Genomic DNA, 26,731 nt, shown 5'->3' with positions numbered 1-26,731 from the left:
GCGTCACGGCAGACTAGACCTCGTGTCTTCCCCCTGGTCGAGTGCCCAGCAGGCGCTCCAGTCTCTCGGTGTCCGCCTGCGGGAAATCCGGACCGATGCCGGACTCAGCGGGCTCGTCCTGGCAGAGCGCGCAGGCTGGCACTCCTCCAAGGTCAGCAAGATCGAACACGCCAGGCAACGACCCACGCCCGAGGACGTTCGCCGCTGGTGTGAAGTCTGCGATGCCGTGGAAGAGGTCGCCGACCTCGTGCAGACGCTGCGGTCGGTCGAGGAGATGTTCGTCTCGTGGAGGCGGCTCGAGTGCAGCGGGTTCGATGCGATCAACCGTTCCGTGCAGCCTCTGTGGGAACGTACTCGCCGATTCCGGATCTACCAGTCCCAGCTCGTGCCTGGACCCTTGCAGACCAGCTCGTATATTGCGACCGTGCTGTTCGGGGTCAGGAACCTGCGTACGGTCCCGGATGACGTGGCCGCGACCGTACAAACGCGCCTGGACAGGCAACGTGTCGTCCGGGAAGGCGACCACCGGTTCGCGGTGGTGTTGGAAGAGAGCGTCTTGCGTCACCCCGTCGGCGGGACGGAGGCCATGGCGGGGCAGCTCGGACACCTGCTGGAGGCGGCCTCGCTGCCCTCCGTAGCGCTGGGCGTGATACCGCTGGGCGCCGACCGCTCGGCCATGCTGCCGGTCGAAGGCTTCTGGATGTTCGACGACGTCCAGCTGGACGTCGAACTTGTCTCCGGGTTTCTGCGCATCACCCAGCCCGGCGAGATCGCGATGTACGGCCGGACGTTCTCGCTGCTCGCCGAGCAGGCCGTCTACGGGGCGCAGGCGCGAGCACTCATCAACGCGGCGATCGAGGCACTGACCTGACACAACGCTGGACGGCGTGTTCCACCGTTATACACCCCAGGACCAGAGCGAGGTGCGGTACACCGAGACCATGGTGTCCAGCCTGGCGCTGGAGGATCCCCTTCAGGCCAAGGCCCTGTCCCCTTCAGCCTCGGCCGAGATGATCCAACGGGTGCGAGGAGAGCTTCCATGAACAACCAGCTCATCTGGCGCAAGTCCAGCTACAGTGATGGTCACGGCGGCAACTGCGTCGAGTGCCGCACGGATATCGCCCGGGTCCTCCTGCGCGACTCTCAGCACCCCGCCCACGGCCACCTCACCCTGAGCGCCGTCGAGTGGCGGGCCTTCCTCCACGCCGTGCGGGACGGAGAGCTGTAGCTCAGCGGGCATCATCGGCCTGTGGCTGGCGGGCCTTGTTGGCCCGGGCACGCCCCGATACGGATGGGCGCTGGCGCTGCCCGCACCACCCCCCCTGTATCTAGCCGACAATAGGCATGCCCTGTTCGGCTCCTGGAACATGGCAGACCTTCGCAACCACGTCACCGGTATCAACCCGCGGGAGGCAGCCCGGCTGCTGATCTACCGACCGCGATACAGTACAGACACGCTGTTTCGAGGCGTGCACCGGCTCACCGAACGCGCCGTCGCGCACTTCGGGGAGCATCTGTGGATCAGTTACCCCGAACCCGCCATACACAGCACACCTCGGGAGTTGGCGTCGGACGCCGACGTACTGGGCGCCTTCGTCGGGACCATGGACGCCGCGATGGACCGGCGCCCTTGGGCTGACGAAACCACTCTGCTGCATCTGACTGGAGGGTTCGACTCGGGTACCGTGGCCACCCGCGCCGCCGAACGTCACCCCGGCCGATTCTCCACGGCAACACTGCTGATCGGGGGCCGGGCCGCGAGCAGCAGATCAGGCGCCGCGCCGAGATGCGATCCCGGGTGCGGTTTGCCGAAGTCGACATCGTCATCGACGCCATGCAACACGCGCCACTGGGGCCCGGGTGCCGCTGGGTCGGTGGAGACATGATCGCTCCGACCGAAGACCCATTGCACCATCCGTTCACGCAGATGGCGCGCGCGGTCTCGGAAGCTGGCGTCCGCGCCGTCGTGACCGGGCTCGGCGGTGACGAGATGGTGGCACTCACCCAGGACGAAGAACCGCATAGGGGGTTGGGTGAGACCACTGATACCCAGATCCTCCCCTGGGTCGGGCCGAGAGCGTCAAGCGTGCTGGAGTTCGCCGATGACGGGATCGCGCCCCCAGCGTTGGTCAACTCCATGACCTTACTCTCGCTGGAGACCACCGCACCCGTCCTGCTGCGAGAAGGATTGTGGCCGATCCACCCGTTCGCTGATCCGGACATGGTACGACTCGGGGAGCAACTCCCGTTCGTGTGGCGCGAGTTGAAGCAGCTGCAACGCCAGCGCCTGGACGCCCTCGGCATGAGTGAGGACGTCGTGTACCCGGTTGAGCGGGAATCCTTCGCCGAGGTCGTCGAACACACGCTTACGACCCACGCACCGAAGCTGTTCGATCGTATGCTCGTCGAGGGATCGCCGCTGTTCGACGCAGGGCTGGTCGACCCGGACGGGTTGCGTGGCGCGGTCGAGCGACTCACCACCGCCCGCTATAGCGCGGAGTGCGACGCGAAGCTGCTGGAAGTGCTGAGTTTGCACCTGAGCGCGGTTGCGTTCCTATCGTGAGAGGACAACCTGTGTTCACGATGCGTCCATCAACTGCGGATGACGCCGACAGCGTTGCCAGGATGATCGCGGCGCGGTGTACCTGGATGGAACAGCGCGGTATAGAGTCCTGGCGCGACAGCGTCGACGACCTCGCAGCACAGGCCGGAAACGGCTACATGTGGGTGCTCGACCACAGCGGTCACATCGTGGGATGCACCACCGTGACCACGCACGCACCACCCAAGGACTGGACCGCCGCAGAAGCCCAACAGCCAAGCCTCTACCTGTTCACAACCGTCACCGACCCCACCTATCGCGCGTGGAAGCCAGGAACCCTGATCGCCTGGTGGGCAACAAACGAGGCCGCACGCCAGGGACGTACGTGGGTACGGCGCGGCTGTTTCGCTGACCGGCTGGTCACCTACTACCAGACCCAGGGCTTCGCTGTGGTCAAGGAACAGCAACGCCGAGCTGGACACCTCTACCTCCTCGCGCGCCGCGCAGAACGCCTCGATCTCGACATCCTCCACTGAGGGAATCGCCTCCACTAGGCCGGCCAACAAGAGCACCCCGTACCGCTGGTGCGGCGGGGCGGGGTGCTTGGTGTGCGGGCAGGGGTCGCGGCCGTCACCTCCGGCTATCCGGTGTGCGCCGGAGGCGGGCGGGGCTCAACGGTTTGCTTCGGCGCGGTGGAGTTGGGAGGCGGTGTAGCCGGTGACGATTTCGCCCCAGCCAGGCTTGGCCTCGGAGTCAACCGACGCCCGCACCTCCAGTAGCGCCGATGCTGCCTCGTCGCCACCGACTTGGCAGCGGCATCCACGCACATCGAACACCTCGCAGCAGAGAGCGTCGCGTGAACCTCTTCACCGGAATCACTGACTCCAGACGAGGGCGGGAGCTGGAACCGCTACGCCCCCAGCGACCACACACAGTGAGCGACCAGGTCGGAGCGGCGGAGAATACAGATCACTTGATCACCGACTCCTGCCAGTTCCGCCCCCGGGTTCGTAGACGGTGTCGGTGCAGCGGGCGATGCCACGGTCGCTGCGTTGGGGCCTGTGCTGGTGTCGTTGCGGGTACGCCCCATGGCGTCGTGACCGGACGCACACGGATATCCGAACATTTCCTGGCTGGCATGCCCGGACACAGTATGGACAACGATCGGGTCAGTCACCACCGCCGTGGTGCAGGTGGTGGCTAGAGTGCCGCCATGTCTTCGGCAGATGATGTGGTGTACCTGTGGCACGAGGGTGTGTACCCGCCTATGGAGATGCACGTGTCCCAGGTGTATGGATACGTCTTCGACGACCAGGGGCGCGTGACGGTGCTGTGCGACGATTCGATGTGGAACCTGCCGGGTGGCAGACCTGAATCGACCGATGAGAACCAGGTTGCGACGCTGGTGCGCGAGGTTCACGAGGAGGTGCAGATAGAGATCGCTGATCCTGTGTATCTGGGGTTTCAGGAGGTGCGGCGCCGCGGAGCGAACCCGTACGCGCAGCTGCGGATGGCCGCGCGGGCCATCCGGTTCCTGGATCGCAAGCCTGACCCGGATAAGGGGCGGGTCCACGTTCGTCGACGCTGCTCGGTGTCGGAGGCGTTGGCCCTGCTGGACTGGGGGCCGGTGGTGGAGGAGCAGGCCAAGGCTGCGGTTTGCGTCGCGCAGTCCCGTTGGTACCTGCCCATGGACGAGATGGTCTCTGGCTACACGGACTGATGGTCGCTGTTTCCTGGCGCGGGAGTCCCTGAGGCGATTCGGGAACGCGCGGTGAGGACGCTGGGGTCGTAGTCGCACTCTCGCGCGGTGCGCAGGCCGGCCGCACGCATCGCGTTTACCTAGTGGGCTGTGAGGGTGAGGCCGTGTGCGATGGCGGAGGCCAGAGCACCGGGGTGACTGGGTGGGGTCGTGAGTCCGTTGATTCTGTCGGTGGCAGTTTCGCCGAGCCCGCCGGCGGTGGTGGTGATGCCGTCACGTAGCACCAGGTCACGGGGTGCACTGCCCCACGGTCGCACGTTGGTCAGGGGCAGTTCCGATTCGGGGCCTGGGGCGTCAGTCATGGACCCATTGTCGGGGCAGCGTGTCGGGGGGGCGGTGCGGATGGGGGCCGCGCGTGTGCTGTATCCCGGACCCTCCGGGGAACCCTCGACATCGGACCGTGGGCAGCTGTCATACTTGGTGACATGTTTCCGTCCAGCCGCGGTCCCGGGCGCGCACTCGGCGCGGGTGACTCTGCCACCACCGGGGCGCCCCATATGCGATGTTTATACCGTTTGCCGGAATTTCGGGAAGTTGCATATTCACTGCTACTGGCCGGTAATTTTTGCAGGTGAATGAGTCTGCTCCCCGCGCACGCGGGGATGGCCCCGACTACCGCAGCCGCCACAGCGACGAACCGGACTGCTCCCCGCGCACGCGGGGATGGCCCCTCTATGGGTTGATGATTGTGTCGTGTGTAGTGCTGCTCCCCGCGCACGCGGGGATGGCCCCGCTGACCCCCTGCTGTACGGCGGCGAGGGTGTCTGCTCCCCGCGCACGCGGGGATGGCCCCACCTGCCCAGGCCACCTTCTGGTCAGATGTGGCTGCTCCCCGCGCACGCGGGGATGGCCCCGCGCCCTCGGCAGCTCGCCCAGCAGTCCCTGGCTGCTCCCCGCGCACTCGGGGATGGCCCCCACCACCCCCTGGATGACCCCGCGCCCGACCCCTGCTCCCCGCGCACGCGGGGATGGCCCCCACCCCCGCGTGATGAACACGAACCCCCCATTGCTGCTCCCCGCGCACGCGGGGATGGCCCCCGGGTCTCTACTTTGAGGGTGGCAACCCGGACCTGCTCCCCGCGCACGCGGGGATGGCCCCAGGGCTCACTCGGGTCCTGGGTGTCATCCGGGCTGCTCCCCGCGCACGCGGGGATGGCCCTATTCAGCCCCAGCATGAACCCGTCGATGAATGCTGCTCCCCGCGCACGCGGGGATGGCCCCGGGGTGCGCGGGGAGCCGTAGTGCGCTGCGACCTCCCCGATCGGCTACCCACCCGGAACCTCACACACCGTCCGGTAGCGGTATTCCGCCACGCTCTGCTGATCCACGCCCGCCCCCACCCCCCGACACGAGACCCTCCAGGAAGAATCATGCCGTGCAGCAGTCAGGGAGCGTCCGCGGAGCGGGAGACCAGCTCCACCAGTGCACTCATGCGCTGCCGAGGCAGGTCCACCAGGCGCGCCTCCAGCAGCTCGGGCGCGGGGTTCAGCGCCCGGATTCTCGCCCGGGCCTCGTTCTTGGTGAGCCGCCCCAACCCCAGATCCTCGGCGAGTGCGATCAGCGCTTCACGCCACACGGTGGCCACCGTGCCGTGCGGGCGCTCCAGGACCCGCCGCAGCAGGCGCTGGTGCGGGGAGAGCCGGTCGGGATCCGTCCGCCGGGCCCGCAGCAGCGCGTACCCGGAGCCGGCGGCCCGCGGCGAGTCCACTGTGTACAGCGGGGCGAGCAGCGCCGCCACGTCCGGGTGGAGGGAACCACCGGCAAGATCGGGGTGGTCGGCCGGCACCAGCGCAACCAGCCGTTCCACCCGCAGCGCCAGCAGCACCCGCAGTAGCCAGCCCCCGGGGTCGCCGGCCAGGTTGCCGAGCGCCACATCCGCCCGCGCCCCGCGCGGAACCCCGGAGGTCAGCACCGTGTCCAGCCGCACGTGCCGCACCCCCGGCGCAGCGGTGTCCGCGAGGCCCGAGCCGACCACCAGTGTGCTCGCTTCGGCCGCAACGTCCGCGGCCTCCCACACGGCGGTCACGGTTTCCGGGGGTACCGGGTCGCGCTCCCCCTCCAGCGACTGCCGGCCGTGCGTGTAGATGTGGGTTTCGGGCGGGGCTGCGCGGTCTAGTGCCTTCCACGTCTGTGGAGTGGGCTGGCACACGTACAGGTCGCTGGCACTGCCGGTGGCCTGGGCCCCGTGGTAGCGGTTGAACCCGGGCAGGATCGCGGCGAACGCCAGATGCAGCTGCTGCATCGCCCGCTGCCCCTGAAGCCCCAGGCTGGGCTGGTGTTCACCGAACCCGTAGGCCACGACCAGGCGCCCGTGGGTACGGTCCCGCAGCCCCGCCAAGCCGCGGATGCAGAACAGGCGCAGGCCCTCCGGTGTGTACGGCGGATCGGTCACGGCCAGGTCAGCCCAGCCCGTGGCCGCCGGCGGGAGTCCGTGCCGTAGGTCGGCGGCGAGGCACCGGACGCGTGCCCCCCGGGCGTGCGCCTGCTCGGCCACGAACGTCAACAACCGCTCGTCCACATCCACCACCGTGGCCTCGACTTCGGGGCACACCAGCATCAGCGCCAGGGAGGTCAGGTCATGGTCGCCCACCAGCAGGATCCGTCGTCCGGTCAGCTCGTAGCTGGCCGCCAGCCACAGGGCACGCCGCAACACCGTGTGGGCGGTGGCCGGAACATGGTCCAGCGCCGCCACGGGCGGGGGAGCGGCCGACACCAGCGCGTCCATCTGCTCCAGCAGCTGTGGATCCAGCGCGGCGTCCGGGGTGGCCAGCTGTGCGGCGTCCAGCTCGGTGGCGGGAGTGCCGGCCAGGTCCCGGTACTCGGGGGCGACGTCGGGGCGTAGCGCCAGCCCCGACTCCTCCCGCACGAGGTCGGTGCCCAGCACGGCCAGGAATGTCTCCACAGTGCGCCGTGACAGGCCCGAGCTGCGCACCAGTTGGGCCAACGGCAGTGGCTCCGAGGCCTCCGCGAGGTGCCGCACCAGCCGCCGCAGCGGGACCCGCAGCGGACCGGAGGACGCCAGGTGGGTGCGCACCGCGGCCCGTGGATCGGTCCGCGCCGCCTGCTCCTCCGCGCCCATGCCCGCACTCTCCCATTAGACGACGCCGCACCGACCAGCGGAGTTTACTGCATGGCCTCTGTCGGTCACGCAGTAAACCCGGGCTCAGTATTCGGAGTCGAACGGTTACGAACAGTGCTCGCGCCGCCGGCGCGAGCCACCGACCGTTTCACCGAGGTGAACCCATGACGTCCACACCAATGCACACCGGAACCGCAGCAACCACGGGTCGGCGCGTCACCGCAGGGGCGGCGCTCGCGGCCGCCACCGCTGTGGGCCTGTCCACCCTGGCCGCGGGCGCGGCCCACGCCGAGGCCGCAGCACCCCCCACAGCCGGCGAGATCGTCTTTGACGCCCAGCTCGACGGGGACACCGCGCCCAACCTCTACGCCGTCTCCCCGGGAGACGACGCGCCGACCGCCTGGACCGAGGGCGACCATCGGGACGCCCAGCCGGCCTGGCACCCGGACGGTGGACAGATCCTGTTCCAGTCCGACCGTGGCTCCCCGAGCAGCCTGTTCCGTGTCGACGCCGCCGGCAGCGTTACGGAGGTCACCGACCCCGGGACCGGGAAGCGCTACCCGACCTGGTCCCCGGACGGGCGCCAGATCGCCTACGAGGACTACGCGCACCAGAATCCGCCGGCGGAGCACGGGATCTACGTCAGCGATGCCGACGGTGGCGCCGCCACCCAGATCACCGAGCAGGGGTACTACCCGGACTGGGCGCCGGAGAACGACTGGATCGTCTACACGCGGGACGAGGGCCTGCACAACGTGTGGAGTATGCGCCTGGTGCGCCCGGATGGCAGTGAGCACGCCGAACTGTTCTTCACCCAGGACTGGGAGATCACCGGTCCGGAGTGGAACCCACACGGTGACCAGATTGCCTACCGCACGCAGAACATGCACGGCGACACCGTGCGCCTGTGGATCCGGGACCCCGACAGCGGCGAGGCACACGAGGTCCTGCGGGAGCACGGTGGCGTGTGGAACCCAACCTGGTCGCCGGACGGCACCCACCTGGCGGTTGCCGCGCAGCTCGCCGACGGCAACGGGATCTACACGCTCGATGTCAGTGACCCGGCGGATCCCGGAGAGCCGGAGCTGCTGCTGGAGCTGCCCGGGTACGAAACCCCGGACCTGGACTGGACCGCCTGAGCACACAGCAGCGGACCATGGCCGCCGCGCCGGTAACCACAGGGAAACACCAGGGCGCCCTCGCGCGGGTGCCCTGGCCACCGCCGGGTCTGGGCCCGAGCGGACCCATCCGGGAGACAGTGTCCGACCGTGGTCACCCGCAGCGACCATCCCCCGGCGGTGGTCGGAGGCAGCCAGGAGCAGGCCCTCCGACGGGAACCAACTGCAACGAGAACTGCAACTGGAACTGCAACCAGAATTGCAACCAAACATGAACCAGGGCGCCCCCGAATCACGGGAACGCCCTGGTCAGCGGAGAGCCGCCTAGGGGAGTCGAACCCCTGACCTACGCATTACGAGGACCCATCTCGGTATCTTCCGACGAGGGGTTACCCCGTTTGAACAGCGGAAACGGACTCTCTGGAACTCTGGCGAACCCCTGGGAACTGCAACTAGAACTGCAACTATGGAACCCGTCGTCCCCCGGGGGACGACGGGTTCCATCCCCCGGGGGACGACGGTTGATCAACGAAGTCGTTGCTACGCACAGTGATTAACGCGGGTGTCCCAGCGGGGTCTGTCCCAGCCTGGGACATGCCTGGGACAGACCCCCGGTGTCCCAGCTTCTGTCCCAGGGGTGTCCCAGTGTCTGTCCCAGGTTGTGACCTGCGTGTCCCAGGCTGGGACAGCGTGGCTGGCATCCCCTGCGATGGGTGCTTCATTGCCCTGGGACAGCGGGCTGGGGCAGGGAGCGTCACTGTCTGGCGGTGACCAGACGCTCCGTGGTGTTGGTTCAGGGTTGCAGGGGGCCACCGGAACTCTGGGGAGCGAGCCATGGGGCCGCTCAGTGTTGCTCCGACTGGCGCCGGGTGTCTGTGACGCCGGCCGTGGCAGCGGAACCGGTCACTGGACTCCGATTCCACGAAACAGAACTCGTGAGATCGACACAGACGGCCTAATTTTGTCGCCCGCGAGTGAATCCTTTTGGAGGAGGCATATGCCCATATACGTCTTTGAGGTGAACGTGAACGAGTCGTAGCTGGTCACAGCGTCAATGCTGGAGAGGTGTGTACGGGCTGAATCCCGCATGCCTGCATCGATGCTCCACGCTCCACACTCGGTGCGACCCCTCGTTCAGCTTGGTGTCCAAACCCTGTCCAACCCTCAGTCCAGACCGGTGTCCAAACCGGTGTCCAACCTGGGTTGGACACCCGGTGACCTCTACCACCACGCCGGGGCGTCCAACCCGCGTCCACTCGCTGATGGCTCCGCACTCCGGGATCGCGGAGGTCGGGCGAAGCCTCGATTCTCGATACCGTCTCGCCTCAGCGAGACCCCGACCCCCTGGACAGATCGGTCCCGAGCTGCCCCACTCCTCACGCAGAACTCACAGAACTCACACAACCTCGTTTATGCAGGTCAGTGTCGGGGGTGGCGTAGCCCTATGTGGGGGCCGCGGAGCGCCGCCAGCGCATCTACGAGTACGGCGGGGTCCTGCGCAAGCCGTAACGCTGATGCGCGGGGCCATATCCGTTTCGCTGCCGTCGACGGACGGGGTAGCAGCGAAGGGTGAACGGTGCGGCGTCTGTGCTGCCGCGCGCGGTGCTGATAGTCCGATTCGCGACACCTGTGCGGCACCGTGTGTGGATGTGGTGATCGGGAGTGTCCTCGAGCCTGGGGCTCGCCCAGTCCCAGGTTCCCGTCCGCATGTTGGCGGGGCGGTGTGTCCGTTCCCGCTTCGGTGATCATGCGCGCACTTTTCTGCTGTCGGAAGACTGTCGATTATGCTACCGACCAGTCGGTATGCAGAGATGGGGTGCGCAGTCTAGACTTCTGGCGTCCTCGATGTGGCATGCGCCACAGATTCCGCGTGGCCAGCTAGGAGGCCCCATGGCAGTCGATCCCACAGGCGCCGATGTCGACCGGGTGTTGGACGAGGTGCCGGACGGCCCCATCGTCATGCTCAACCTATTGCGTTTCGCTCCGGAGGGGCGGTCGTCGTATGCGGAGTACAGCAGGCACGCCAAACGCTTCGTGGAACGATACGGCGGTGAGGTGCTCTACGCGGGGGAAGGCGGTTCCCCCTTGGTCGCAGAGGAGGGTCAGGCCTGGGATGCGGTGCTGCTGGTGCGCTACCCCAATCGTGAGGCGTTTCGCCGCATGATCGCCGACCCCGAGTACCAGGAGATCACCGAGCTGCGCACCCAGGCCCTGAGCGAGGCCGTGCTCCAGCCGACCGTTCCCTGGAGCTTCGCCCGCTGAACGCCGGTGGTGCCGCGACCTCCCTCCGCGGCGCCACCGGGCCGCCTTCGGTGCGTGGCTGGACCATCGCCGCTCCGGAACGGTTTCGGCAAGCCGGCCGGTGCTCCAGCACCGCCGCGGGAACACGCCGGTCAGAGCACCACGCAGGCATGGTCCGGACGATCGTTACTTCATGGCGGCGAGCTGGATCAGATTGCCACAGGTGTCGTCGAGGACGGCGGTGACCACCGGGCCCAGATCGGTCGCCTCCTGGGTGAATTCGACACCCAGATTCTTGAGACGCTCGACCTCGGCGTGGACGTCGTCGACGGCGAACTGGGTGAACGGAATGCCGTCGGCGACCAGTGCCTGTTTGAACGGAGGCGCGGCCGGATGCCCGTCCGGTTCCAGCAGGAGCTCCACGCCGTCCGGATCGGCGGGGGAGACCACGGTGAGCCAGCGGGCCCCGCCGGCGGGGACGTCGTTCTTCTTCCGAAATCCGAGCTTCTCCGTGTAGAAGGTGAGTGCCTTCTCCTGGTCGTCGACGAGCACGCTGGTGAGGTTGATCCGGATCACGGGTTCGGTTCCTCTCGATCGATGGGCCACCGCTCGACGATGGAGCGCAGCGGGCTCGTGTCGACATGGTGGAGCTTGTACCGGCCCTGGCGTCGGGTGTGGACCAGCCCGGCATCCTCGAGCATCGCAAGGTGCTGCGAGATGGCCTGGCGCGAGGTTTCCAGGCCGTGCTTCATGGCCAGTCGGCCGCAGATCTCGAACAGCGTCTGACCGTCCCGCTCGGTCAGCTCATCCAGGATGGTGCGCCGTGTCGCATCACCGAGTGCCTTGAACAGGTCTGCGTCCACAGCACGATGATATGCAAGTATCCACTTGCATATCAATGGTCAGGAGCCGACAGAGGTCATCATGAAGCGGGATGCCCCGCGCCCCGATTCACCAGGGCGAGACTGCGGTGGCTCTGGCAGCTTGGGATCGTCCCCGACCATGGGGTCGGAAAGGCCGATGCGGGGAGCTCGCCTCGCCGGTGAACCGCACACCGCATCGGCCCGGCGCAGGGTGCCGAGCGTGCCCGGTGACGGTTCAGTGTGAGTCATCTCGTATTTGCCGGCGACCCGAAACATGCGGCCCCGTCGCGCTGTTGGTGAGCAGTCGTGAGGTCGCGGTGTCCCGGACGGGGGCCGTGCAGCCCGCACGAGGGGAGGGAAACTGTGCCACTCGCGCTGTTGGCGCTGGCCGCAGGTGCATTCGGGGTGGGAACCACCGAGTTCGTCGCGATGGGCATCCTGCCGGATGTCGCCGCCGGCTTCGGCGTCTCCATCCCCGCCGCCGGCTACATCATCTCCAGTTACGCCGTCGGTGTGGTCGTGGGCGCCCCCCTGTTGACCGCACTCGGCGCCCGGCTGGACCGCAAGATCCTCCTGCTCGCACTGCTCGCCCTGTTCACCCTCGGAAACCTGGCCACCGCGCTGGCCCCCACCTTCGAGTTCCTCATCGCCGCCCGGGTGATCACCGCACTGCCCCATGGCACCTTCTTCGGAGTGGGTGCTGTGGTGGCCGCAGCGCTCGTTGCCCCCCACCGGCGGGCGCAGGCCGTCTCCTTGGTCATGGCCGGACTGACGGTCGCCAACATTGTCGGGGTTCCAGCGGGAACCTGGGCTGCCCAGGCGTTGGGCTGGCGCACCACCTTCGTGTTCATCGCGCTCATGGGGTTGGTTTCCCTGGCCGTGGTGGCGCTGCTGGTGCCACGCCAGCCCGCACAGCCCGGCGCCTCCGCCGTGCAGGAGCTGGGGGCACTCCGGCGTGGCCAGGTATGGCTGGCCCTGCTGGTGGGGGCGGTTGGTTTCGGCGGCATGTTTGCCAGCTACAGCTACATATCCCCGATGCTGACCGAGATCACCGGACTGGCCGAGGCCGTGGTTCCGGTGGTGCTGGCCATCTACGGGGTCGGAATGACCGTGGGCATGCTGGTGGGTGGTTGGGCCGCCGACCGGGCGCTGCTGCCCACGATCTACGGTGCGCTGACCATGATCGCCGTGGTGCTGCTCGCTCTGGCGGCCCTGCTGACCTATCCGTGGTTTGCCGTGGCATTGGTGTTCCTAACCGGGGTGGCCGGAAGCTCGCTGGTACCCGCACTCCAGATGCGACTGATGAACACCGCCCACGATGCCCCCTCCCTGGCCGCCGCCCTGAACCACTCCGCACTGAACTTCGCCAACGCCCTGGGGGCCTGGCTCGGCGGGGTGGTGATCGCCGCCGGATTCGGGCTGACCGCGCCCAGCCTCCTGGGCGCAGGGCTGGCCGTACTGGGGCTGATCGTGGCCCTGTACTCCGGCCTGGTGGAGCGGCGCGGTGTGCGTCCTGCGCAGACCGCACCTCCCGCGACCTCCCCCGCGCACCTTCCGGCCTGAGCCGTGCGGATCTCTTCGACGGAGAGGTCCGCTGCGATCGCGTGGCCGTGTACCGCCGTTACCGACCATCGTCCGCAAACAGCCCCGGGGTCACGGGGTGCAGAGCCGCCTTCGCGCTGGTCACCGCCGCGCGTAGCTGCGTCAACCGGTCCCAGGTGCAGGCCGTCTCGAAGGTCTCAACCATCATGGAACGGGCAGCCAGCACATCGCACTGGTAGGGCATCCGTCGAAACGTCGAGCGCCAGGTGTCCGCGGCGCTGTGCTCACCCTCGTCGGATGCGCCTCCGGTATAGCGCGGCCCGGTGGGGAGCTGTCCGCCGTGATCGTGACACAGTTCCACGGCGCATCCCATCCACGGCCGCACGGGGCGGTCGGCCGAATCGAAACCGAGCGGCAACACACCGCCCGCGGTCTGTACCCCGGCGTTGATCACGGCTTCCGCTGGGTCCAGCCGCCGGCAGTAGTTCGAGAGATGCAGGCCGTTCTCGGCCAGTGCACGGGTCGCCGCGACCGACGCTGGCTGGACGAGCCGTACCCATCGACCGGTGGAGGGGAAGAGGTACCGCACCGGTGGTGTCAGGGTCGGAGTAGTTCGGAATGCGTGTGGGTGAGCCGGTGACCGTGGGGACCAACGGCCCTACGCTCCCGGACCTTCGGGGGATGGGTGCCGGCTCGCAGAACCAGCACAGTGGTTCCCACAGACCGCCCGGGGGAGGGGAGCATCATGGACAATGCAGCAGGAACACGGGGACGGGGGCGCTATACCGGCGACTTGAGCCGGCGGGTGGCCCACCGTCGGGCCGAGCTCCGACTGTCCGTGGACGACGTCGCACAGCGCGCCGGTATGGCCCCGGAATACGTGAGCTATCTGGAGCACAACCCCCCGAACCTGAGCCAACAGGCGCTGGCCCGGCTCGCCTTGGCGTTGAATACGACCGTTGGGGAATTGCTGGGTACGGAAACGGACCGGCCCCCAGGTCACGCCAGCACCTACCTGAAGGCCCCCGCCGTCGAACTACTGAGTCCGGAGACTTGTATGGACCTGATGCGACCCGGCGGAGTGGGGCGTGTCGCCTTCATGGTGGCGGAGGGCGACTCCCCGGAGGTGCTGCCGGTGAACTACGCCGTGGTGGACAACGAGATTGTGTTCCGTACTGCCGTGGATGGTTTCATCGCCGCGGCGCTGCCCGCCCGGGTCAGTTTCCAGGCCGACCGGTTGCACGGTGTGTTCAGCCAGGGGTGGAGTGTATTGATCAAGGGGGATGCGCGAGTCGTGGGAGATCCGGCCGAGCGGGACGACCTGGCGTCGGTGAACATTCGTCCCTGGGTGGGGGCGGCACCTGGGGCGCACGTGGTCGTGACACCGACCCAGTTGACCGGGCGCCGCATCGTCTCCGGTGAGCCGCAATAGCCGGCAGAGTCGCGGATTGGTGGGTACGGCACATGGTCCTCCGGGGCCAGCGCTGGGCCGGTACGACGCCGAACCTCAGTTCGCGGGCGGGCCCCGGTCGGCGAGGAGCGCGTCCAGTTGGGTAACCGTATCCGCGGCGGCGAAGGCAAACGGGTCCAGCACCAGGTCCGCGTCGGTCCGGCGCAGCTGCTCGGCGTCGCGCACCGTGTGTGCAGTCAGCGCGACGGCGCCCTGATAGTCGTGGTGCCGGAGGGCATGAAGCAGGGTGTTGTTGGTTTCCAGGAACGGAACTGTGCTGATCACGCAGTGTGCCTGGGACAGCGGCAGTGTTTCCAGGAAGTTCTCGTCCTCGGCGCTACCGAACACAGCGGTGACGTTCTCCCGGTCGTTCTCCGCGACACTGTGCGGGTCGAAGTCCACGGCCAGGATTCGATAGCCCGCGGAGCCAAGCCGGTCAACCAGGTGTCCACCGAACCGACCCAGACCGTAGACGATGACATCGACGGGCTGTTCGGGATCTGCCGAGTCCGACTTCAGTGGGCCGGACCGCTCCACGCGGGCGAGCCAGGGCCGGATCCAGGTATAGATCTGGTGGGAGTACAGGATCAGGTAGGTGGAGGTGCCGATGGTGATGAGGCCCACCACAGTGATCAGGCTGACCGTCGCGTTGGTGATATGCCCCAGGCTGAGTCCGAGAGCGGCGAGGATGAGCGAGAACTCCGAGATCTGGGCCACGGTAAGTCCCGCCAGGAAGCCGACGCGCACCGGGTAGCGCATCAGAGCCATGATCACGATGACGATCAGTGGATTCCCGACGAGTACGAACACCGAGAAGATCAGGGCCTCGGTGATCTGCTGGGCGGCGTCGGTGAACTCCAGTTGCGCGCCCAGCTGGAGGAAGAAGAACAGCAGTAGGAAGTCGCGCAGGCTGACCAGGCGTGCCCCGAGAGCGTCCCGGTAGCTGGTGGTGGCCAGTGAGATACCCGCAAGGAAAGCCCCGACCTCGGAACTGAAGCCCATCCAGTCGCTGAACGCGGCCACCGCAACGGCGTAGGCCACCCCGAACAGCACCAACAGCTCTTGGGAACGGGCGATGTGGCGGATGAGCCACGGTAATGCGTAACGCATCAGCAGGCCGATACCGGCGAGCAGCGCCACGCCTTTAGCCAACACCGTCGCGATGTCACGGGGCAGGGCACCCTCGGTGGGCTGTCCGAAAGCCGTCAGGCCGATCATGACGAGCACCACGACGATGTCCTGAACGATGAGGAATCCCACCGCGATACGTCCGTGGAGCTGTTCCAGCTCCCGCTTATCGGACAACAGCTTCACGATAATGATCGTGGACGAGAACGTGAGCGCGACCGCAACGTAGATCGCGGTGACGGTGTCCATCCCCAGGGCGATGGCGATCAGGTACCCGATCGCCGAGGTGAACAGGACCTGGCCCAGGCCCGTGGCCAACGCGACCGGCCCCGTGCTGCGAATCAGATGGACATCCAGCCGAAGGCCCACCAGAAATAGCAGGATCGCGATACCGAATTCGGCGAGGAGCTCGATAACGCCGCCGGCCTCAACCCAGCCGGCTCCCACGGGCCCGGCCACGATGCCCACGCCGATAAACGCGACGATCAGTGGCTGACGGAGCCAGGTCGCCACCATTCCCACGCCCGCCGCGATGGCGAGCACGGTGGCGATGGCCGGCAGTTCGTGTGCGTCCATACTTCCCCGCGCTTCGGGTGCTGGCCGAGATCTTCACGGTAACCGGGATGACCACTCCGGGGCAGGATGCCTCGCCGCCGGTCGTCGCGCGGCATGGTCGCACTGCCACCGTGCCGACAGTGGTGGAGCAGCGCTGCGGCCGCCGCGGCCGTGGTGTTCGTCACCAGTTTCGGGAAGCGAGGTTCGGTTCGGCAGGGGAGCGTGCCAGGGTCCCGTCCGGGGCACAGGGATGCCGTGCTTTGGCCCGCTGACCACGCGTAGCCCCGTGGCCACCGGCCCGGAGCACGTGGGGTGGGGGTGTGCCCGCCCCGGTGGAACCGTGGCCAGACGCTCCCGGGAGCATAAAAAACCTGATGCGGCCACATCAGATATTGATAAGGAAAGTGTGAAGAGTTTGTGTGGTGACACGGCTTCGGGTGGTGATTGCGTTGACAGCGTTCGTTGGCGTGCTACGCTGGCAAGCAGTTGCAGTTGTGGTTCCCAAAGACTTCAGGTGCTCTCACTGAAGAGCGCTTTGTGTATTTCGGTTCTTCCGGACGGGGTAATCATTACGGCAGCTCCGGAGTTCGCGCAGTGTGTTCTCCGGGTACCGTCCTGAAGGAGATAGTGTTTTGGCTGCTGGCACCGTGAAATGGTTCAACTCGGACAAGGGATTCGGCTTCATCGAGCAGGAGGACGGCGGAGCTGACGTCTTCGCTCACTTCTCGAACATCAATGCTACCGGGTTCCGTGAGCTGTTCGAAGGCCAGAAGGTGCACTTTGATGTGACGCAGGGCCAGAAGGGCCTGCAAGCTGAGAACATCGTCACTGTCTGACACTGACGATTCTGACAAGCTGTGGCCCGCACCTGTGGGTGCGGGCCACAGCTTGTTCGCTGTTTAGGGTATTTCCGTAGAACTCGGCACGTGACTCGTGCGCGGTATTCGCACCGCTGTCCGGAATGATCTGGATCTGGCGTCGAAGAAGAGTGTCGGGGCGCTTGCCCCGCGGCCGGGATGTCTTTGGTAGTCGGAACGTACCCACCCGCGCTTTTGTGCTGACTCCCCCTGTTTGGTGAATTTTTTGGGTGGGTCGTGTCCGTAAGTTTCAAAGAAAGGCCGTTCGTGAATCGAGCCGCTAGTAATCGTAATCGTTCCAGCTCTGCTCGTTCCGCGGGCCCCGGATCCAGGTCTCGTTCGCGGACCCCGGGGGCGACCTCCGGCGCCCGGTCCGACCGTGGCCGGACCTCCGCGCGACCGAGCACCGAATTCGCGCTTCCGGTAACCGAGACCCCGCCACTACCGGCTGTCGAGAGTTTCGCCGACATGGAGCTCCCGGCCGCGCTGCGGAAGCAACTGGTCAGCCTCGGAATGGAAACGCCGTTCCCGATCCAGGCCGCGACGCTTCCCAACGCGCTGGCGGGACGGGATGTCCTGGGCCGGGGCCGCACCGGATCCGGAAAGACCCTCGCGTTCGGGCTGGCCATGCTCAGCCGTCTCGTGGGCCGAACTGCGGCCGCACGGGAGCCGCTGTCCATCGTCCTGGTCCCCACCCGGGAGCTGGCGCAGCAGGTCACCGAGGCTCTCACGCCCTACGCCCGGGCGGTACAGCTGCGGATGGCCACCGTAGTTGGCGGCATGTCGATCGGCCGCCAGGCCAGCGCGGTACGTCGGGGCGCCGAAGTCGTCGTCGCAACGCCCGGACGTCTCACCGACCTCCTGGAGCGGGGCGACTGCCACCTGGACCAGGTGGAGATCGCGGTCCTGGACGAGGCCGACCAGATGACCGACATGGGTTTCATGCCGCAGGTCACCCATCTGCTCGACCAGACCCAGCCCGACGGGCAGCGTATGCTGTTCTCGGCCACTCTGGACCGCAACGTCGACCGCCTGGTGCGACGCTACCTCCGTGACCCGGTGGTCCATTCCGTGGACCCCTCGGCCGGTTCGGTCACGGCGATGGAGCATCATCTCGTGCACGTGCGTGCGGACGACAAGCGCACCACAACCACGGAGATCGCGGCCCGCGACGGCCGAGTGATCATGTTCCTGGACACCAAGCACGCGGTCGACAACCTGACCCGGCACCTCTTGCAGAGCGGAGTTCGGGCGGCGGCCCTGCACGGTGGAAAGACCCAGCCGCAGCGCACACGCACATTGGACCAGTTCAAGAGTGGACACGTGAACACCCTGGTGGCCACCAACGTCGCGGCGCGTGGCATCGACATCGCCAATCTGGATCTCGTGGTCAACGTCGACCCACCCCAGGATCACAAGGACTACCTACACCGGGGCGGACGCACCGCACGGGCCGGGGCCTCCGGGCGGGTGGTCACCCTGGTCCAGCCCAATCAGAGCCGGCAGATGGGCCGCCTCCTGGACACCGCCGGGGTTACCCCAGAGGTGAGTCACGTCGGAGCCGACCGGACCGAGCTGAACCGGATCACCGGTGCGCAGGAGCCATCGGGTACGCCGGTCACCATCGCCTCCGTCAGCGAGCAGCGTTCCACCCGCAGCGGCAACGGCAACTCCCGCCCACGGCGCGGCCGGTCGGGACGTTCGCGGCGCAACCCGATGGGAAGCACCGCATAGCACCCGCAGTGCACCAGCGTGGGCGGGTTGGGGCTCTCCCGCACGGTCCACGCTTTCGCCGGGGTGCCGGATCACAGTCGGCAGCCCGGCGGGGCGGCCCCTCCGAGACAGACCCAAGGCTCACCTTCGTGAGACCGTGCCTCGGCGCAGGTCGGATGCGTGGAGCGCGGGCAGGCCACTGACCGGTTCGCCAGATCGATGGCCGCGCCTCGCGGTTCGGGGGAGGCGATCGCAGGTGGCGGGGTGTCCGGCATTGCCCAGGGGTGAGCCGGGGGGTGTAGCCGGCTACTCGGCGTCGCGCTCCCCGCGGAGTTCCTCATTGATGCGCTGGGCTTCGTCCAGCTGGTCTTCGAGGACAATGATGCGGCAGGCAGCTTCCAGAGGGGTCCCGGAGTCGACGAGTTCCCGCACCCGCGCGGCGATGCGGAGTTGATAGCGGGAGTAGCGGCGGTGTCCACCCGCTGACCGCAGGGGAACGATCAGCTCCGCCTTGTCCAGACTCCGAAGAAAATTCGGGGTCGTGCCGAGCATTTCTGCCGCACGACCCATGCTGTAGGCCGGATAGTCCTCGTCCTCGAACTTGCTGTCAATGCTCTGTGGTTCTGAGTCCACTACACCTTCCACGGATCGAGGACCCCGGCGGGGCCGCCGAGGTCCTGGAATTGGGCTGACTTCGTATCTGTCTACCGGTGTGTCACCGGTCCACTGCGTCTACAAGCACCCCTGACGAGGTGTGGATGCATGGTTCAGCGAATGCGTAACCGAAGACCACCTCCTTCGTAGTGGCAGCGTGCTGCCCGTGGGGCTCCGCGCACTTCCGTGGCCGACGGGCACTCCGATGAGGTCTGGCCCAACTCCTTTCACTCGCGCCACTGTCTGCCTCGTGGCCACCGCTGTTCCGAACCTCGACCCGAGGGTCGGCTCCTGGGTAGCCACGCTCTGCACGTGACCGGTTCACCACCAGCCCCGCGCAGCGTTTGCTGGCCCGGACGACACGGCCCGCCGCACTGTGCATGTGGGCCGCTGAGCTGCGCTCTCATCCGGCTACGTTTTGAATGCTAGTGGGTTCAGGGCCCAATGTCTATGCTCGCCAGCAAAGAATTTCTCTCAGAGGCATGAGAGAAGTGAACAGGGGTGTAGGCGTGGCGGCGACGTCGCGGGGTGCGGCGGCGTCCGTGTTGCACGCATCCCGCACGCACGGACATCGTCCGTCGTGGGCCGGGGTCGGACGGCTGTCGTCTCGGCGGCATCGATTCGGGCTGACCGGCATGTCGATGTCTTCCCGGGTGCCCCACTGGACGATCCGGCGGCAGGTGAGCATCGCGTACAGGTAGACGGAACGCAGCGCGAGCAGCACCGCAGGGCAGCGAGTCTCCGATGGCCAGGTCATCGAGGTGGCAGCACCCGTGCGCCATGTGGGCAGGCGTCGGTGTCGGTGGTGCTCCGGGGTGGGAGGGTAAAACCTGCCCAGAGATGGAACGGAGGGACCGGATCCTCCGTTCGGCCGCAGGTTGCATCAGAGGGGCTACGGGATAACCACCCCCGCCGCGAGAATGCCCATGCCCGGCCACACCGCACGCGGTTCCGGGAGCGGGCCGAATCGCGGTATGGCCCGCTCACCGGGCGTTCCGGGATTGCTTGTGTTGGTCCCGAGTGCCTCGGGCGTCCCTGTTCGTATTTCTGGCGAGAATTTGGGATATACGCGCTACAGTGGGCGCCTGCCCAGCCTGTGCATCCCGGCGACACCGTGCTGGCGCCTGAGTGAATGGTGGTGGTGACCGTTTCCAGCGAGAATCCATTTCCGAAAGTGGAGGTTGTCCCGTCCGGTAGATCATCGTCCTCCGATGCGGGACTGAAGGAGCTTTTCACTCGAGGTGACCTGTGGATCGGCACAGGCGGAGCGTTCACGGTCGCCTTCGCGGTCGAGGCGGTGCAGTCGTTCGTCACGGGCGATCCGTTGTGGGGGTGGTGGTCCCTGGCCCTGCTCGCCGCTGGGATCGGTGTGGGGCTGTGGGGTTGGTGGCTGCGGGGGCGTTTCCGGAGCAGCCAGCCCGTGGGGGTCGTGATGCAGGTTGCAAATCCATGGCGAGACAGCGGCGAGGGCGACCAGCGGGAATCCAACGCGAGAGAATTCGGGCGCAAAAAATGTGTGTTGGTCGCGGTGACAAAAATCGTGTTCCCGGAGGATCGGCGCACAGCACTATTGCTGGTCGATCAGCTGGTCAGCCATACACGCGCCCTGAAACAGGTTATGGAGAACCTGAGTCCGGGAGCCAGTCGAGTCGAGCTGATGCCGATCATGCCGCTGCACGCCGGGTTCCGGGCCGGAGCACGGCTGGGATATACCCATAGTCGCGAGGTGATGGTGCACTCCGTTAAAGCGAGCGATCACCAGAACCCCGTCTTCCCCGCGGTCCCCCTGCGTGTGCCGCAGCACGGGGCTGCCGCGCCTTCGGATCTGCCGTTGGAGGCGGACAAGCAGCCGCGCACGATCGACGGCGCCGATCCGCGGCGGGTGGCCCTCGCCTTGGATCTCCAGAACCGGGGTGAAGAGTTCGTTGAGCCAGTCATGGAGGCCTGCCGGCAGTACGATTTCGGATCGTTGGTGCTGGTCCGAACGACGACGGGGTGGTTACCCGAGAACCAGGAGACCTTCTCCGGCATCGTGGACACGATCTGCGATGCCTGGCGGCAGGCCAGCCTGCCGGAGGGAGCCCACACCGAACAGCGCGCGATCTTCCTGAGCGGGCCTGTCGCGATCGCGGTGGCGCTCGGGGCACGCCTGGCCACAGCGAATCACAACAGCTGGACCGCCTTCACCTTCGACTCGGATAACGGATCCTACGAGCCTTTTCCCAGCACTCCTCGCGTCCGGAAATAACGACCCCCCAGCGGACGGCCCAGCCTTGATGGACTAGAGCCCGTGGCCTCCCCTCGGCCCCAATGTCCTGTGGGAGCCGGCAACGCGCTCAGCCGCACCGCACGACCACCCCTCCCGGGAGCTGCGCACGTGAGTACCCCCACCGACAACCCGGACACCACCCCCCACGACCCGCAGGTCGGCCCTGGCCCGCCGTCGTCGGGCGTGGTCGACCGCATCGGTCCCATCTTCATCTCCTACCGGCATTCCGACGGCAGGAGTGTGGCCGAAGAGATCACCTGGCTGCTGCGCAGTGCCGGGCTCCTGGCGTGGCTGGACACGGTCAACCTGCCGCCGGGACCGTTCACGACACATCTGGAGCAGGCCCTGACCAACGGCTTGTCCGGTGCCGTACTCATCGTTACCGCCGACATCGAGCACAGTACGACGGTCCGGGAGCAGGAGCTTCCGCGACTTCGGCAGCTGGCCGGTAACCCCAACTTCGGCTTCGCCGTCGCCAACGCTGTGGCCCCGGACGGGGAAGCGATGGACCTCGCCGCGCCGGACCGCCTGCTGGGCCTGGAGCAGGGCGTGTTGCGGAACTACATGCAGTACAACGCGTGGTCCGGCGACCAACAGCTGACGATGGTGGACCAACTCCTCAAGCACCGCATCCGGCAGCTGGAGCCCCCAGTGCCGGAGTCCGAAGGCTCCAATGAACGGCTGTTCACCATCGCCGTGCAGACCCGGGAAGAACAGGTGCTGGCGGAAGCCTATAGGCAGGATCTGCACATCCACCTTCAGCCACCGGAATCGCAACGGAAAGTCCCGCCACGGGCCGCACTGGAGCGCCTCCAGCGGACCCTGCCACGCACGAGTGCTGCCGTGGCGCGGACGGGTGCGACCACTGTGCGCCTGAGCGGCGGCATACACCTGTCGGTGTCCCTTGCCATCGGGGCGGCGCTACCGGAAACGCTGATCGGGCGGATGGAGCTCGTAGGGCCGCGCCAACACATCTGGAGTTCCGAGGCGGCAGTGGATGACCCGCATGACCACGACATTGTGTGTGCGGAGGTTCCGGAAACGGTCGACAGCAGGGCAGGCTCCCGGGCGCGGATGGCCGTCTTCGTGACCATGGCGCCGAACCCGGACCAGTCCCCGTTCCCGCCCCTGCTCCGCGAGGCCGATCCGCCTTTCACCCACGCGGTACGGATCTCGTTGGACCCCCTGGAACAATTCGATCCACGCGAGGCGGGCCGCCTGAGCTGGACGGTGGCGAATCGACTGAAGGCGATCGCTACCCAGCACGGGGACGAGAACGGGCCGGCGGAGGTTCACCTCGCCTATCACGGGCCGACCGCGTTGGCCGCGCTGATCGGCCGGTACCTGAACACGCTGCGCACCGTTGTCTACGAGTATCGGCCCGCAGAGTATGTGCCGATGATGACCCTCGACCCTGGGGTCACGGACGGCCCCATCGTCCAGGTGCACCCGGCGGGCTGACGCACGGGAGAAACGTCGGTCACCAGGTGTCCACCCCGGCGCCCCGCCGGGAGTTCACCCAGCCCGCCCGTGGTGGCCCGCCCGGGCCCAGCAATGCGGCGGTGATCGCTCCGCGGGTTTGTTCCGGGTCGATGACCTCGTCAATCTCCAGGTGCGCCGCGGTGTTCACCGCGCTGCCCTGCTCGTAGGCGTGGGCGACCATGGTGTCGAACGCCTGACGGCGTTCCTCCGGGTCCTCGATCCGTGCCAGCTCGTCCCGGAAGGCGAGGCGCACTGCCCCCTCCAGGCCCATGCCCCCGAATTCTCCGGTGGGCCAGGCGAGGGTGAGCACCGTGTTGTGGAAGCCGCCGCAGGCCATGGCCATGGCTCCCAGACCGTAGGCCTTGCGCAGCACAACCGTGACCATGGGAACGCTCAGGTGGCCGCCGCGCACGAACAACCGCGAGAAGTGGCGCACCGTGGCCGTCTCCTCCACCTCGGGGCCGACCATGAAGCCCGGTGTGTCACACAGGGACACCACCGGCAGGGCGAAGGTGTCGCACAGCTGGAGGAACCGTGCCATCTTGTCCGCGCCGTCGGCGTCGATCGCCCCACCCAGGACCGCCGGATCGTTGGCGATCACCCCGACCGGGTTGCCTTCGATACGTGCCAGGGCCGTGCGTACACATCGGCCGAACCCCGCCCGCAGTTCCAGGACCGAGTCGGTGTCGAACAGAACCTCCAGGACGGTGTCGATGGCGTAGCTGCGTTTACGGTTCTCCGGGACCACGTGCCGCAACCGTCGCTGGTCCGGTGTCTCGTATTCGGTCAGCGGACCCTGGAAGTAGGCCAGGTACGTCTTCGCGGTCGCCACCGCTTCGGCCTCGTCGGTGACCGCCACATCGACCACTCCGTTGCGGGTCTGGGTGTCGATCGGGCCGATGTGGTCGGCGGTGAACGTGCCGAGCCCGCCGGCCTCGATCATCGCCGGCCCCGCCATCCCGATGGTGGCGTCCTGGGTGGCGATCACGACGTCGCAGGTTCCCAGGAGTGCGGCGTTTCCGGCGAAGCAGCGTCCGGCCGCGATCCCGACGGTCGGCACCACTCCACTCAGCGCGCCCATCCGGGTGAAGGTGGCGTAGTTCAGTCCGCCCACCAGGGGGGCGTCGGTATCGCCCGGGCGTCCACCCCCACCTTCGGCGAACAGCACCACCGGATGGCGGCGGTCCCGGGCCACGCCCAGGATTCGATCGGTCTTGGCATGGCTGTAGTAGCCCTGGGTGCCCGCCAGGACGGTGTAGTCGTAGGCGAGGATCGCGCAGGTGGCCCGCTCCGGAGGGAACTGTGCCCCGTTGACGCGCCCCAGGCCGGTGACGATGCCGTCCGCCGGGGTGCGTTCCTCCAGGTCGGCGGGCTCGCGGCGCGTACGCTGCGCCGCTACCGCAAGCCCGCCATACTCGACCATCAATCCGCCGTCGGTCAGGTCGGCGATGTTCTCCCGCGCGGTACGCATCCCACGGGTGTGGCGTTTGGCCACGGCCTCGGGGCGGGAGTCGTCGTGGATCTTGGCCTTACGTTCGCGCAGGTTCGCCAGGTCTGTGCGAACGTGGTCGGGGTCGACGTCGTCGGCTGTGGCGTCGTCGATGTCCTCGTTGTTGCTGTGTCCATCGAGTACGACCACAGGGGTTCCCTGGTCCACCACGGCGCCCTGGTGGACCAGGATCTCCGCGACCCGGCCCGCGCAGGTAGCCGGGAGTGGGTGCTGCATCTTCATGGCCTCCACGAGAGCCAGGACCGTGCCCGTGGCGACCGTCTGCCCGGGGGAAACTTCGATGGAGGCGACCGCGCCGGCGGTGGGGGCGCGCTGAAACTGCCGTTCGCCGTCCTGGTCTTGCGGGGCGCTCGTGGCGCTGCTGGGCTCGGTGCGGTGCGGCCCGGGGGATGCGGGCGAACTTGGTTCTGCCGAGCCATTGGGGTGTTCGAGGCCGCGCCGTTGGATGGTCCCGGCGTGTTCCCACAGCTGTGTGCTGTTCCGGTCCACCCAGGAGGTGTCGCAGGCACCGAGTTCGACGCTGTCGAGGACCACGGACTGGAAGGCCAGATTGGTGTCGACACCGTCGATGTGGGTTTCGGCCAGGGCCTGGCGTGCGAGCCGATGTGCGTTGGTGTGGCCGTGGCGGTCATGCACGACGATTTTTGCCAGCAGGGAGTCGAAGCGCGGGTTGAGTCGCATGCCGGTGTGTGCGGCGGCGTCGACGCGGATGCCCGCGCCTGTGGCCGGTTCGAAGCGGGTCAGCGTTCCGGAGGCTGGGTGGATGGTGCCGGTTGCGTCGGCGCTTTCGGCGTTGACTCGGATCTGGATCGCGCATCCGGCCGGTTCACCGATCTGCTGCTGGGACAGCCCCACCTCGGCCAGGCCCGCACCCGCGGCGAGCTGGAGTTGGGCGCTGACCAGGTCCAGTCCCAGGATCTGCTCCGTCACGGTGTGCTCGACCTGGAGCCGGGGGTTGACCTCCAGGAAGTGGAAACTGCCGTCGGGCAGGGCCAGGAATTCCACGGTTGCCACGCCGCACAGCCGCACGCCTGAGGCGAGGCGGACCGCCGCCGTCAGCATCCGGGTGCGGGCCGGTGCGGGTAGGACGGTGCTTGGCGCCACCTCGATGAGTTTTTGGCTGCGGCGCTGCACGCTACAGTCCCGGTCCCAGAGGTGGCTTGCCGCGCCCGTGCCGTCCCCCACAACCTGCACCTCGACATGTCGGGCACGGGGCAGCACCTGTTCCACATACAGTTCATCGGTGCCGAACGCGGCCTCGGCCTCTGCTCGGGCTTCGTCGACGGCGTGGGCGAGGCGCTCGGGGGTGGTCACTACCCGGACGCCCCGGCCCCCACCACCGGTCAGGGCCTTGATCGCCACAGCTGGGGGAGGACAGCCGGGGTGCGTCTGCGCGTCGACGAACGCACGTATCTGTTCCAGCGTGGTGGGGCCCTCGGTTCCGGGAAGAACGGGGATCCCGTACTCGCGCGCCAGCGCCCGGGCCTGCGCCTTGTTCCCGAATCGACGTAGGGTCTCGCTGTCGGGACCGATGAAGGTGAGGCCAGCCTCCCGGCAGGACTCGGCCAGTTCGGGGCTTTCGGACAGGAAACCGTAGCCGGGGTGGACGGCGTGCGCGCCGGTGTCGTGTGCGGCCCGCACGATGGCGGTGGGATCCAGGTATGCGGAGGGGCCGGTCCCCGAAAGGGGGACGAGCTGATCGCAGCGGCGGGTGTGTGGGGCGTGGACATCGTCCTGGGAGTGAACCCCGACCGTGGTCATACCGAGGGTCTGTGCCGCACGGAACACCCGGAGCGCGATCTCGCCCCGGTTGGCGACCAGGACCGTGCGAGGGGTGTCCGACATGGCGGTCCTCCGTTCCATCGGGCAGCCGCGGCCGCCACGGATTTCGGGGATCGTATCGCCGGATCCCGCGGGCTGGGACGGCCGGGGTCCGGCCGGAAGCACCGACGTGTGTGGGGTTTCGCGA

Annotated in this window: 23 protein-coding genes and 1 CRISPR repeat array; of the genes, 14 read left to right on the top strand and 9 right to left on the bottom strand. The window is 67.5% G+C overall.

Features of this window, described 5'->3' with window-relative positions; translation table 11 throughout:
* Positions 1–22: 22 nt before the first annotated feature.
* The 5 genes from RIF23_RS10450 (at position 23) to RIF23_RS10430 (ending at position 3,078) form a co-directional block, all read left to right on the top strand.
* Positions 23–871, top strand: coding sequence for a helix-turn-helix domain-containing protein (locus RIF23_RS10450; RefSeq protein ID WP_310912273.1), 849 nt, complete (start codon positions 23–25; stop codon positions 869–871).
* 16 nt (positions 872–887) lie between these two features.
* Positions 888–1,043, top strand: coding sequence for a hypothetical protein (locus RIF23_RS10445; RefSeq protein ID WP_310912272.1), 156 nt, complete (start codon positions 888–890; stop codon positions 1,041–1,043).
* Positions 1,040–1,228, top strand: a complete 189-nt coding sequence (locus RIF23_RS10440) for a DUF397 domain-containing protein (RefSeq protein ID WP_310912271.1) — start codon at positions 1,040–1,042, stop codon at positions 1,226–1,228. The genes RIF23_RS10445 and RIF23_RS10440 overlap by 4 nt, the downstream gene beginning before the upstream one ends.
* 558 nt (positions 1,229–1,786) lie before the next feature.
* A complete protein-coding gene (locus RIF23_RS10435; protein ID WP_310912270.1) occupies positions 1,787–2,563 on the top strand; it encodes a hypothetical protein in 777 nt (258 codons plus the stop codon).
* Positions 2,564–2,574: 11 nt separating this feature from the next.
* Complete coding sequence (locus tag RIF23_RS10430; protein ID WP_310912269.1) at positions 2,575–3,078, top strand: GNAT family N-acetyltransferase; 504 nt, start codon at positions 2,575–2,577, stop codon at positions 3,076–3,078.
* Between the two features lie 135 nt (positions 3,079–3,213).
* On the opposite strand, the gene RIF23_RS10425 is transcribed toward RIF23_RS10430, so the two are convergent.
* Positions 3,214–3,369 carry a hypothetical protein gene (locus tag RIF23_RS10425; protein WP_310912268.1) on the bottom strand — a complete coding sequence of 52 codons (156 nt, stop codon included), beginning with the start codon at positions 3,367–3,369 and terminating at the stop codon, positions 3,214–3,216.
* Between the two features lie 446 nt (positions 3,370–3,815).
* Here RIF23_RS10425 and RIF23_RS10420 point away from each other — a divergent pair, with 446 nt between their 5' ends.
* Complete coding sequence (locus RIF23_RS10420; protein ID WP_310912396.1) at positions 3,816–4,262, top strand: NUDIX hydrolase; 447 nt, start codon at positions 3,816–3,818, stop codon at positions 4,260–4,262.
* A gap of 119 nt (positions 4,263–4,381) precedes the next feature.
* Here RIF23_RS10420 and RIF23_RS10415 read toward each other — a convergent pair whose 3' ends face one another.
* Together RIF23_RS10415 and RIF23_RS10410 are read right to left on the bottom strand one after the other, a co-directional pair.
* Positions 4,382–4,603, bottom strand: coding sequence for a hypothetical protein (locus RIF23_RS10415; RefSeq protein WP_310912267.1), 222 nt, complete (start codon positions 4,601–4,603; stop codon positions 4,382–4,384).
* A gap of 279 nt (positions 4,604–4,882) precedes the next feature.
* A CRISPR array of direct repeats spans positions 4,883–5,522; the repeat unit is 29 nt; unit sequence CTGCTCCCCGCGCACGCGGGGATGGCCCC.
* A gap of 163 nt (positions 5,523–5,685) precedes the next feature.
* Positions 5,686–7,380: a bis-aminopropyl spermidine synthase family protein gene (locus tag RIF23_RS10410; protein WP_310912266.1), complete on the bottom strand. Its 1,695-nt coding sequence runs from the start codon at positions 7,378–7,380 to the stop codon at positions 5,686–5,688.
* A gap of 164 nt (positions 7,381–7,544) precedes the next feature.
* On the opposite strand from RIF23_RS10410, the gene RIF23_RS10405 reads away from it, so the two are divergent.
* Both RIF23_RS10405 and RIF23_RS10400 read left to right on the top strand, forming a co-directional pair.
* On the top strand, positions 7,545–8,519 hold the full coding sequence (locus RIF23_RS10405; RefSeq protein ID WP_310912265.1) for a TolB family protein: 975 nt from the start codon (positions 7,545–7,547) through the stop codon (positions 8,517–8,519).
* Between the two features lie 1,869 nt (positions 8,520–10,388).
* Entirely contained in the window at positions 10,389–10,760 is a 372-nt protein-coding gene (locus RIF23_RS10400; protein WP_310912264.1) for a DUF1330 domain-containing protein, read from the top strand.
* A gap of 165 nt (positions 10,761–10,925) precedes the next feature.
* Here RIF23_RS10400 and RIF23_RS10395 read toward each other — a convergent pair whose 3' ends face one another.
* Positions 10,926–11,312: a VOC family protein gene (locus tag RIF23_RS10395; protein ID WP_310912395.1), complete on the bottom strand. Its 387-nt coding sequence runs from the start codon at positions 11,310–11,312 to the stop codon at positions 10,926–10,928.
* On the bottom strand, positions 11,312–11,602 hold the full coding sequence (locus tag RIF23_RS10390) for an ArsR/SmtB family transcription factor (protein WP_310912263.1): 291 nt from the start codon (positions 11,600–11,602) through the stop codon (positions 11,312–11,314). The genes RIF23_RS10395 and RIF23_RS10390 overlap by 1 nt, the downstream gene beginning before the upstream one ends.
* Positions 11,603–11,965: 363 nt before the next feature.
* Here RIF23_RS10390 and RIF23_RS10385 point away from each other — a divergent pair, with 363 nt between their 5' ends.
* Complete coding sequence (locus tag RIF23_RS10385; protein WP_310912262.1) at positions 11,966–13,165, top strand: MFS transporter; 1,200 nt, start codon at positions 11,966–11,968, stop codon at positions 13,163–13,165.
* 58 nt (positions 13,166–13,223) lie between these two features.
* Here RIF23_RS10385 and RIF23_RS10380 read toward each other — a convergent pair whose 3' ends face one another.
* A complete protein-coding gene (locus RIF23_RS10380; RefSeq protein ID WP_310912261.1) occupies positions 13,224–13,733 on the bottom strand; it encodes a hypothetical protein in 510 nt (169 codons plus the stop codon).
* Between the two features lie 156 nt (positions 13,734–13,889).
* On the opposite strand from RIF23_RS10380, the gene RIF23_RS10375 reads away from it, so the two are divergent.
* Entirely contained in the window at positions 13,890–14,576 is a 687-nt protein-coding gene (locus RIF23_RS10375) for a helix-turn-helix domain-containing protein (RefSeq protein ID WP_310912260.1), read from the top strand.
* A gap of 75 nt (positions 14,577–14,651) precedes the next feature.
* On the opposite strand, the gene RIF23_RS10370 is transcribed toward RIF23_RS10375, so the two are convergent.
* Positions 14,652–16,298 carry a cation:proton antiporter gene (locus RIF23_RS10370; protein WP_310912259.1) on the bottom strand — a complete coding sequence of 549 codons (1,647 nt, stop codon included), beginning with the start codon at positions 16,296–16,298 and terminating at the stop codon, positions 14,652–14,654.
* 611 nt (positions 16,299–16,909) lie between these two features.
* Between RIF23_RS10370 and RIF23_RS10365 the strand changes: the two genes are divergently transcribed.
* Together RIF23_RS10365 and RIF23_RS10360 are read left to right on the top strand one after the other, a co-directional pair.
* Entirely contained in the window at positions 16,910–17,113 is a 204-nt protein-coding gene (locus tag RIF23_RS10365; RefSeq protein WP_310912258.1) for a cold-shock protein, read from the top strand.
* Between the two features lie 489 nt (positions 17,114–17,602).
* Entirely contained in the window at positions 17,603–18,868 is a 1,266-nt protein-coding gene (locus tag RIF23_RS10360) for a DEAD/DEAH box helicase (protein ID WP_407659448.1), read from the top strand.
* A 285-nt stretch (positions 18,869–19,153) separates the two neighbouring features.
* Here the strand turns inward: RIF23_RS10360 and RIF23_RS10355 are convergent, their stop codons facing one another.
* A complete protein-coding gene (locus tag RIF23_RS10355) occupies positions 19,154–19,417 on the bottom strand; it encodes a MerR family transcriptional regulator (protein WP_310912394.1) in 264 nt (87 codons plus the stop codon).
* 1,225 nt (positions 19,418–20,642) lie between these two features.
* Here RIF23_RS10355 and RIF23_RS10350 point away from each other — a divergent pair.
* Together RIF23_RS10350 and RIF23_RS10345 are read left to right on the top strand one after the other, a co-directional pair.
* The gene (locus RIF23_RS10350; protein ID WP_310912256.1) at positions 20,643–21,749 is read left to right on the top strand and encodes an SAVED domain-containing protein; all 1,107 of its coding nucleotides are present in this window, start codon (positions 20,643–20,645) and stop codon (positions 21,747–21,749) included.
* Positions 21,750–21,878: 129 nt separating this feature from the next.
* A complete protein-coding gene (locus RIF23_RS10345; RefSeq protein ID WP_310912255.1) occupies positions 21,879–23,231 on the top strand; it encodes an SAVED domain-containing protein in 1,353 nt (450 codons plus the stop codon).
* A 19-nt stretch (positions 23,232–23,250) separates the two neighbouring features.
* On the opposite strand, the gene RIF23_RS10340 is transcribed toward RIF23_RS10345, so the two are convergent.
* Positions 23,251–26,607, bottom strand: a complete 3,357-nt coding sequence (locus tag RIF23_RS10340; protein WP_310912254.1) for an acetyl-CoA carboxylase family protein — start codon at positions 26,605–26,607, stop codon at positions 23,251–23,253.
* Between the last annotated feature and the right edge of the window lie 124 nt (positions 26,608–26,731).

The organism is Lipingzhangella rawalii (assembly GCF_031628175.1).
GTDB lineage: Bacteria > Actinomycetota > Actinomycetes > Streptosporangiales > Streptosporangiaceae > Lipingzhangella_A > Lipingzhangella_A rawalii.
Note: the sequence above shows the minus strand (reverse complement) of the source record. Positions and strands in the feature narration are given on the sequence as shown.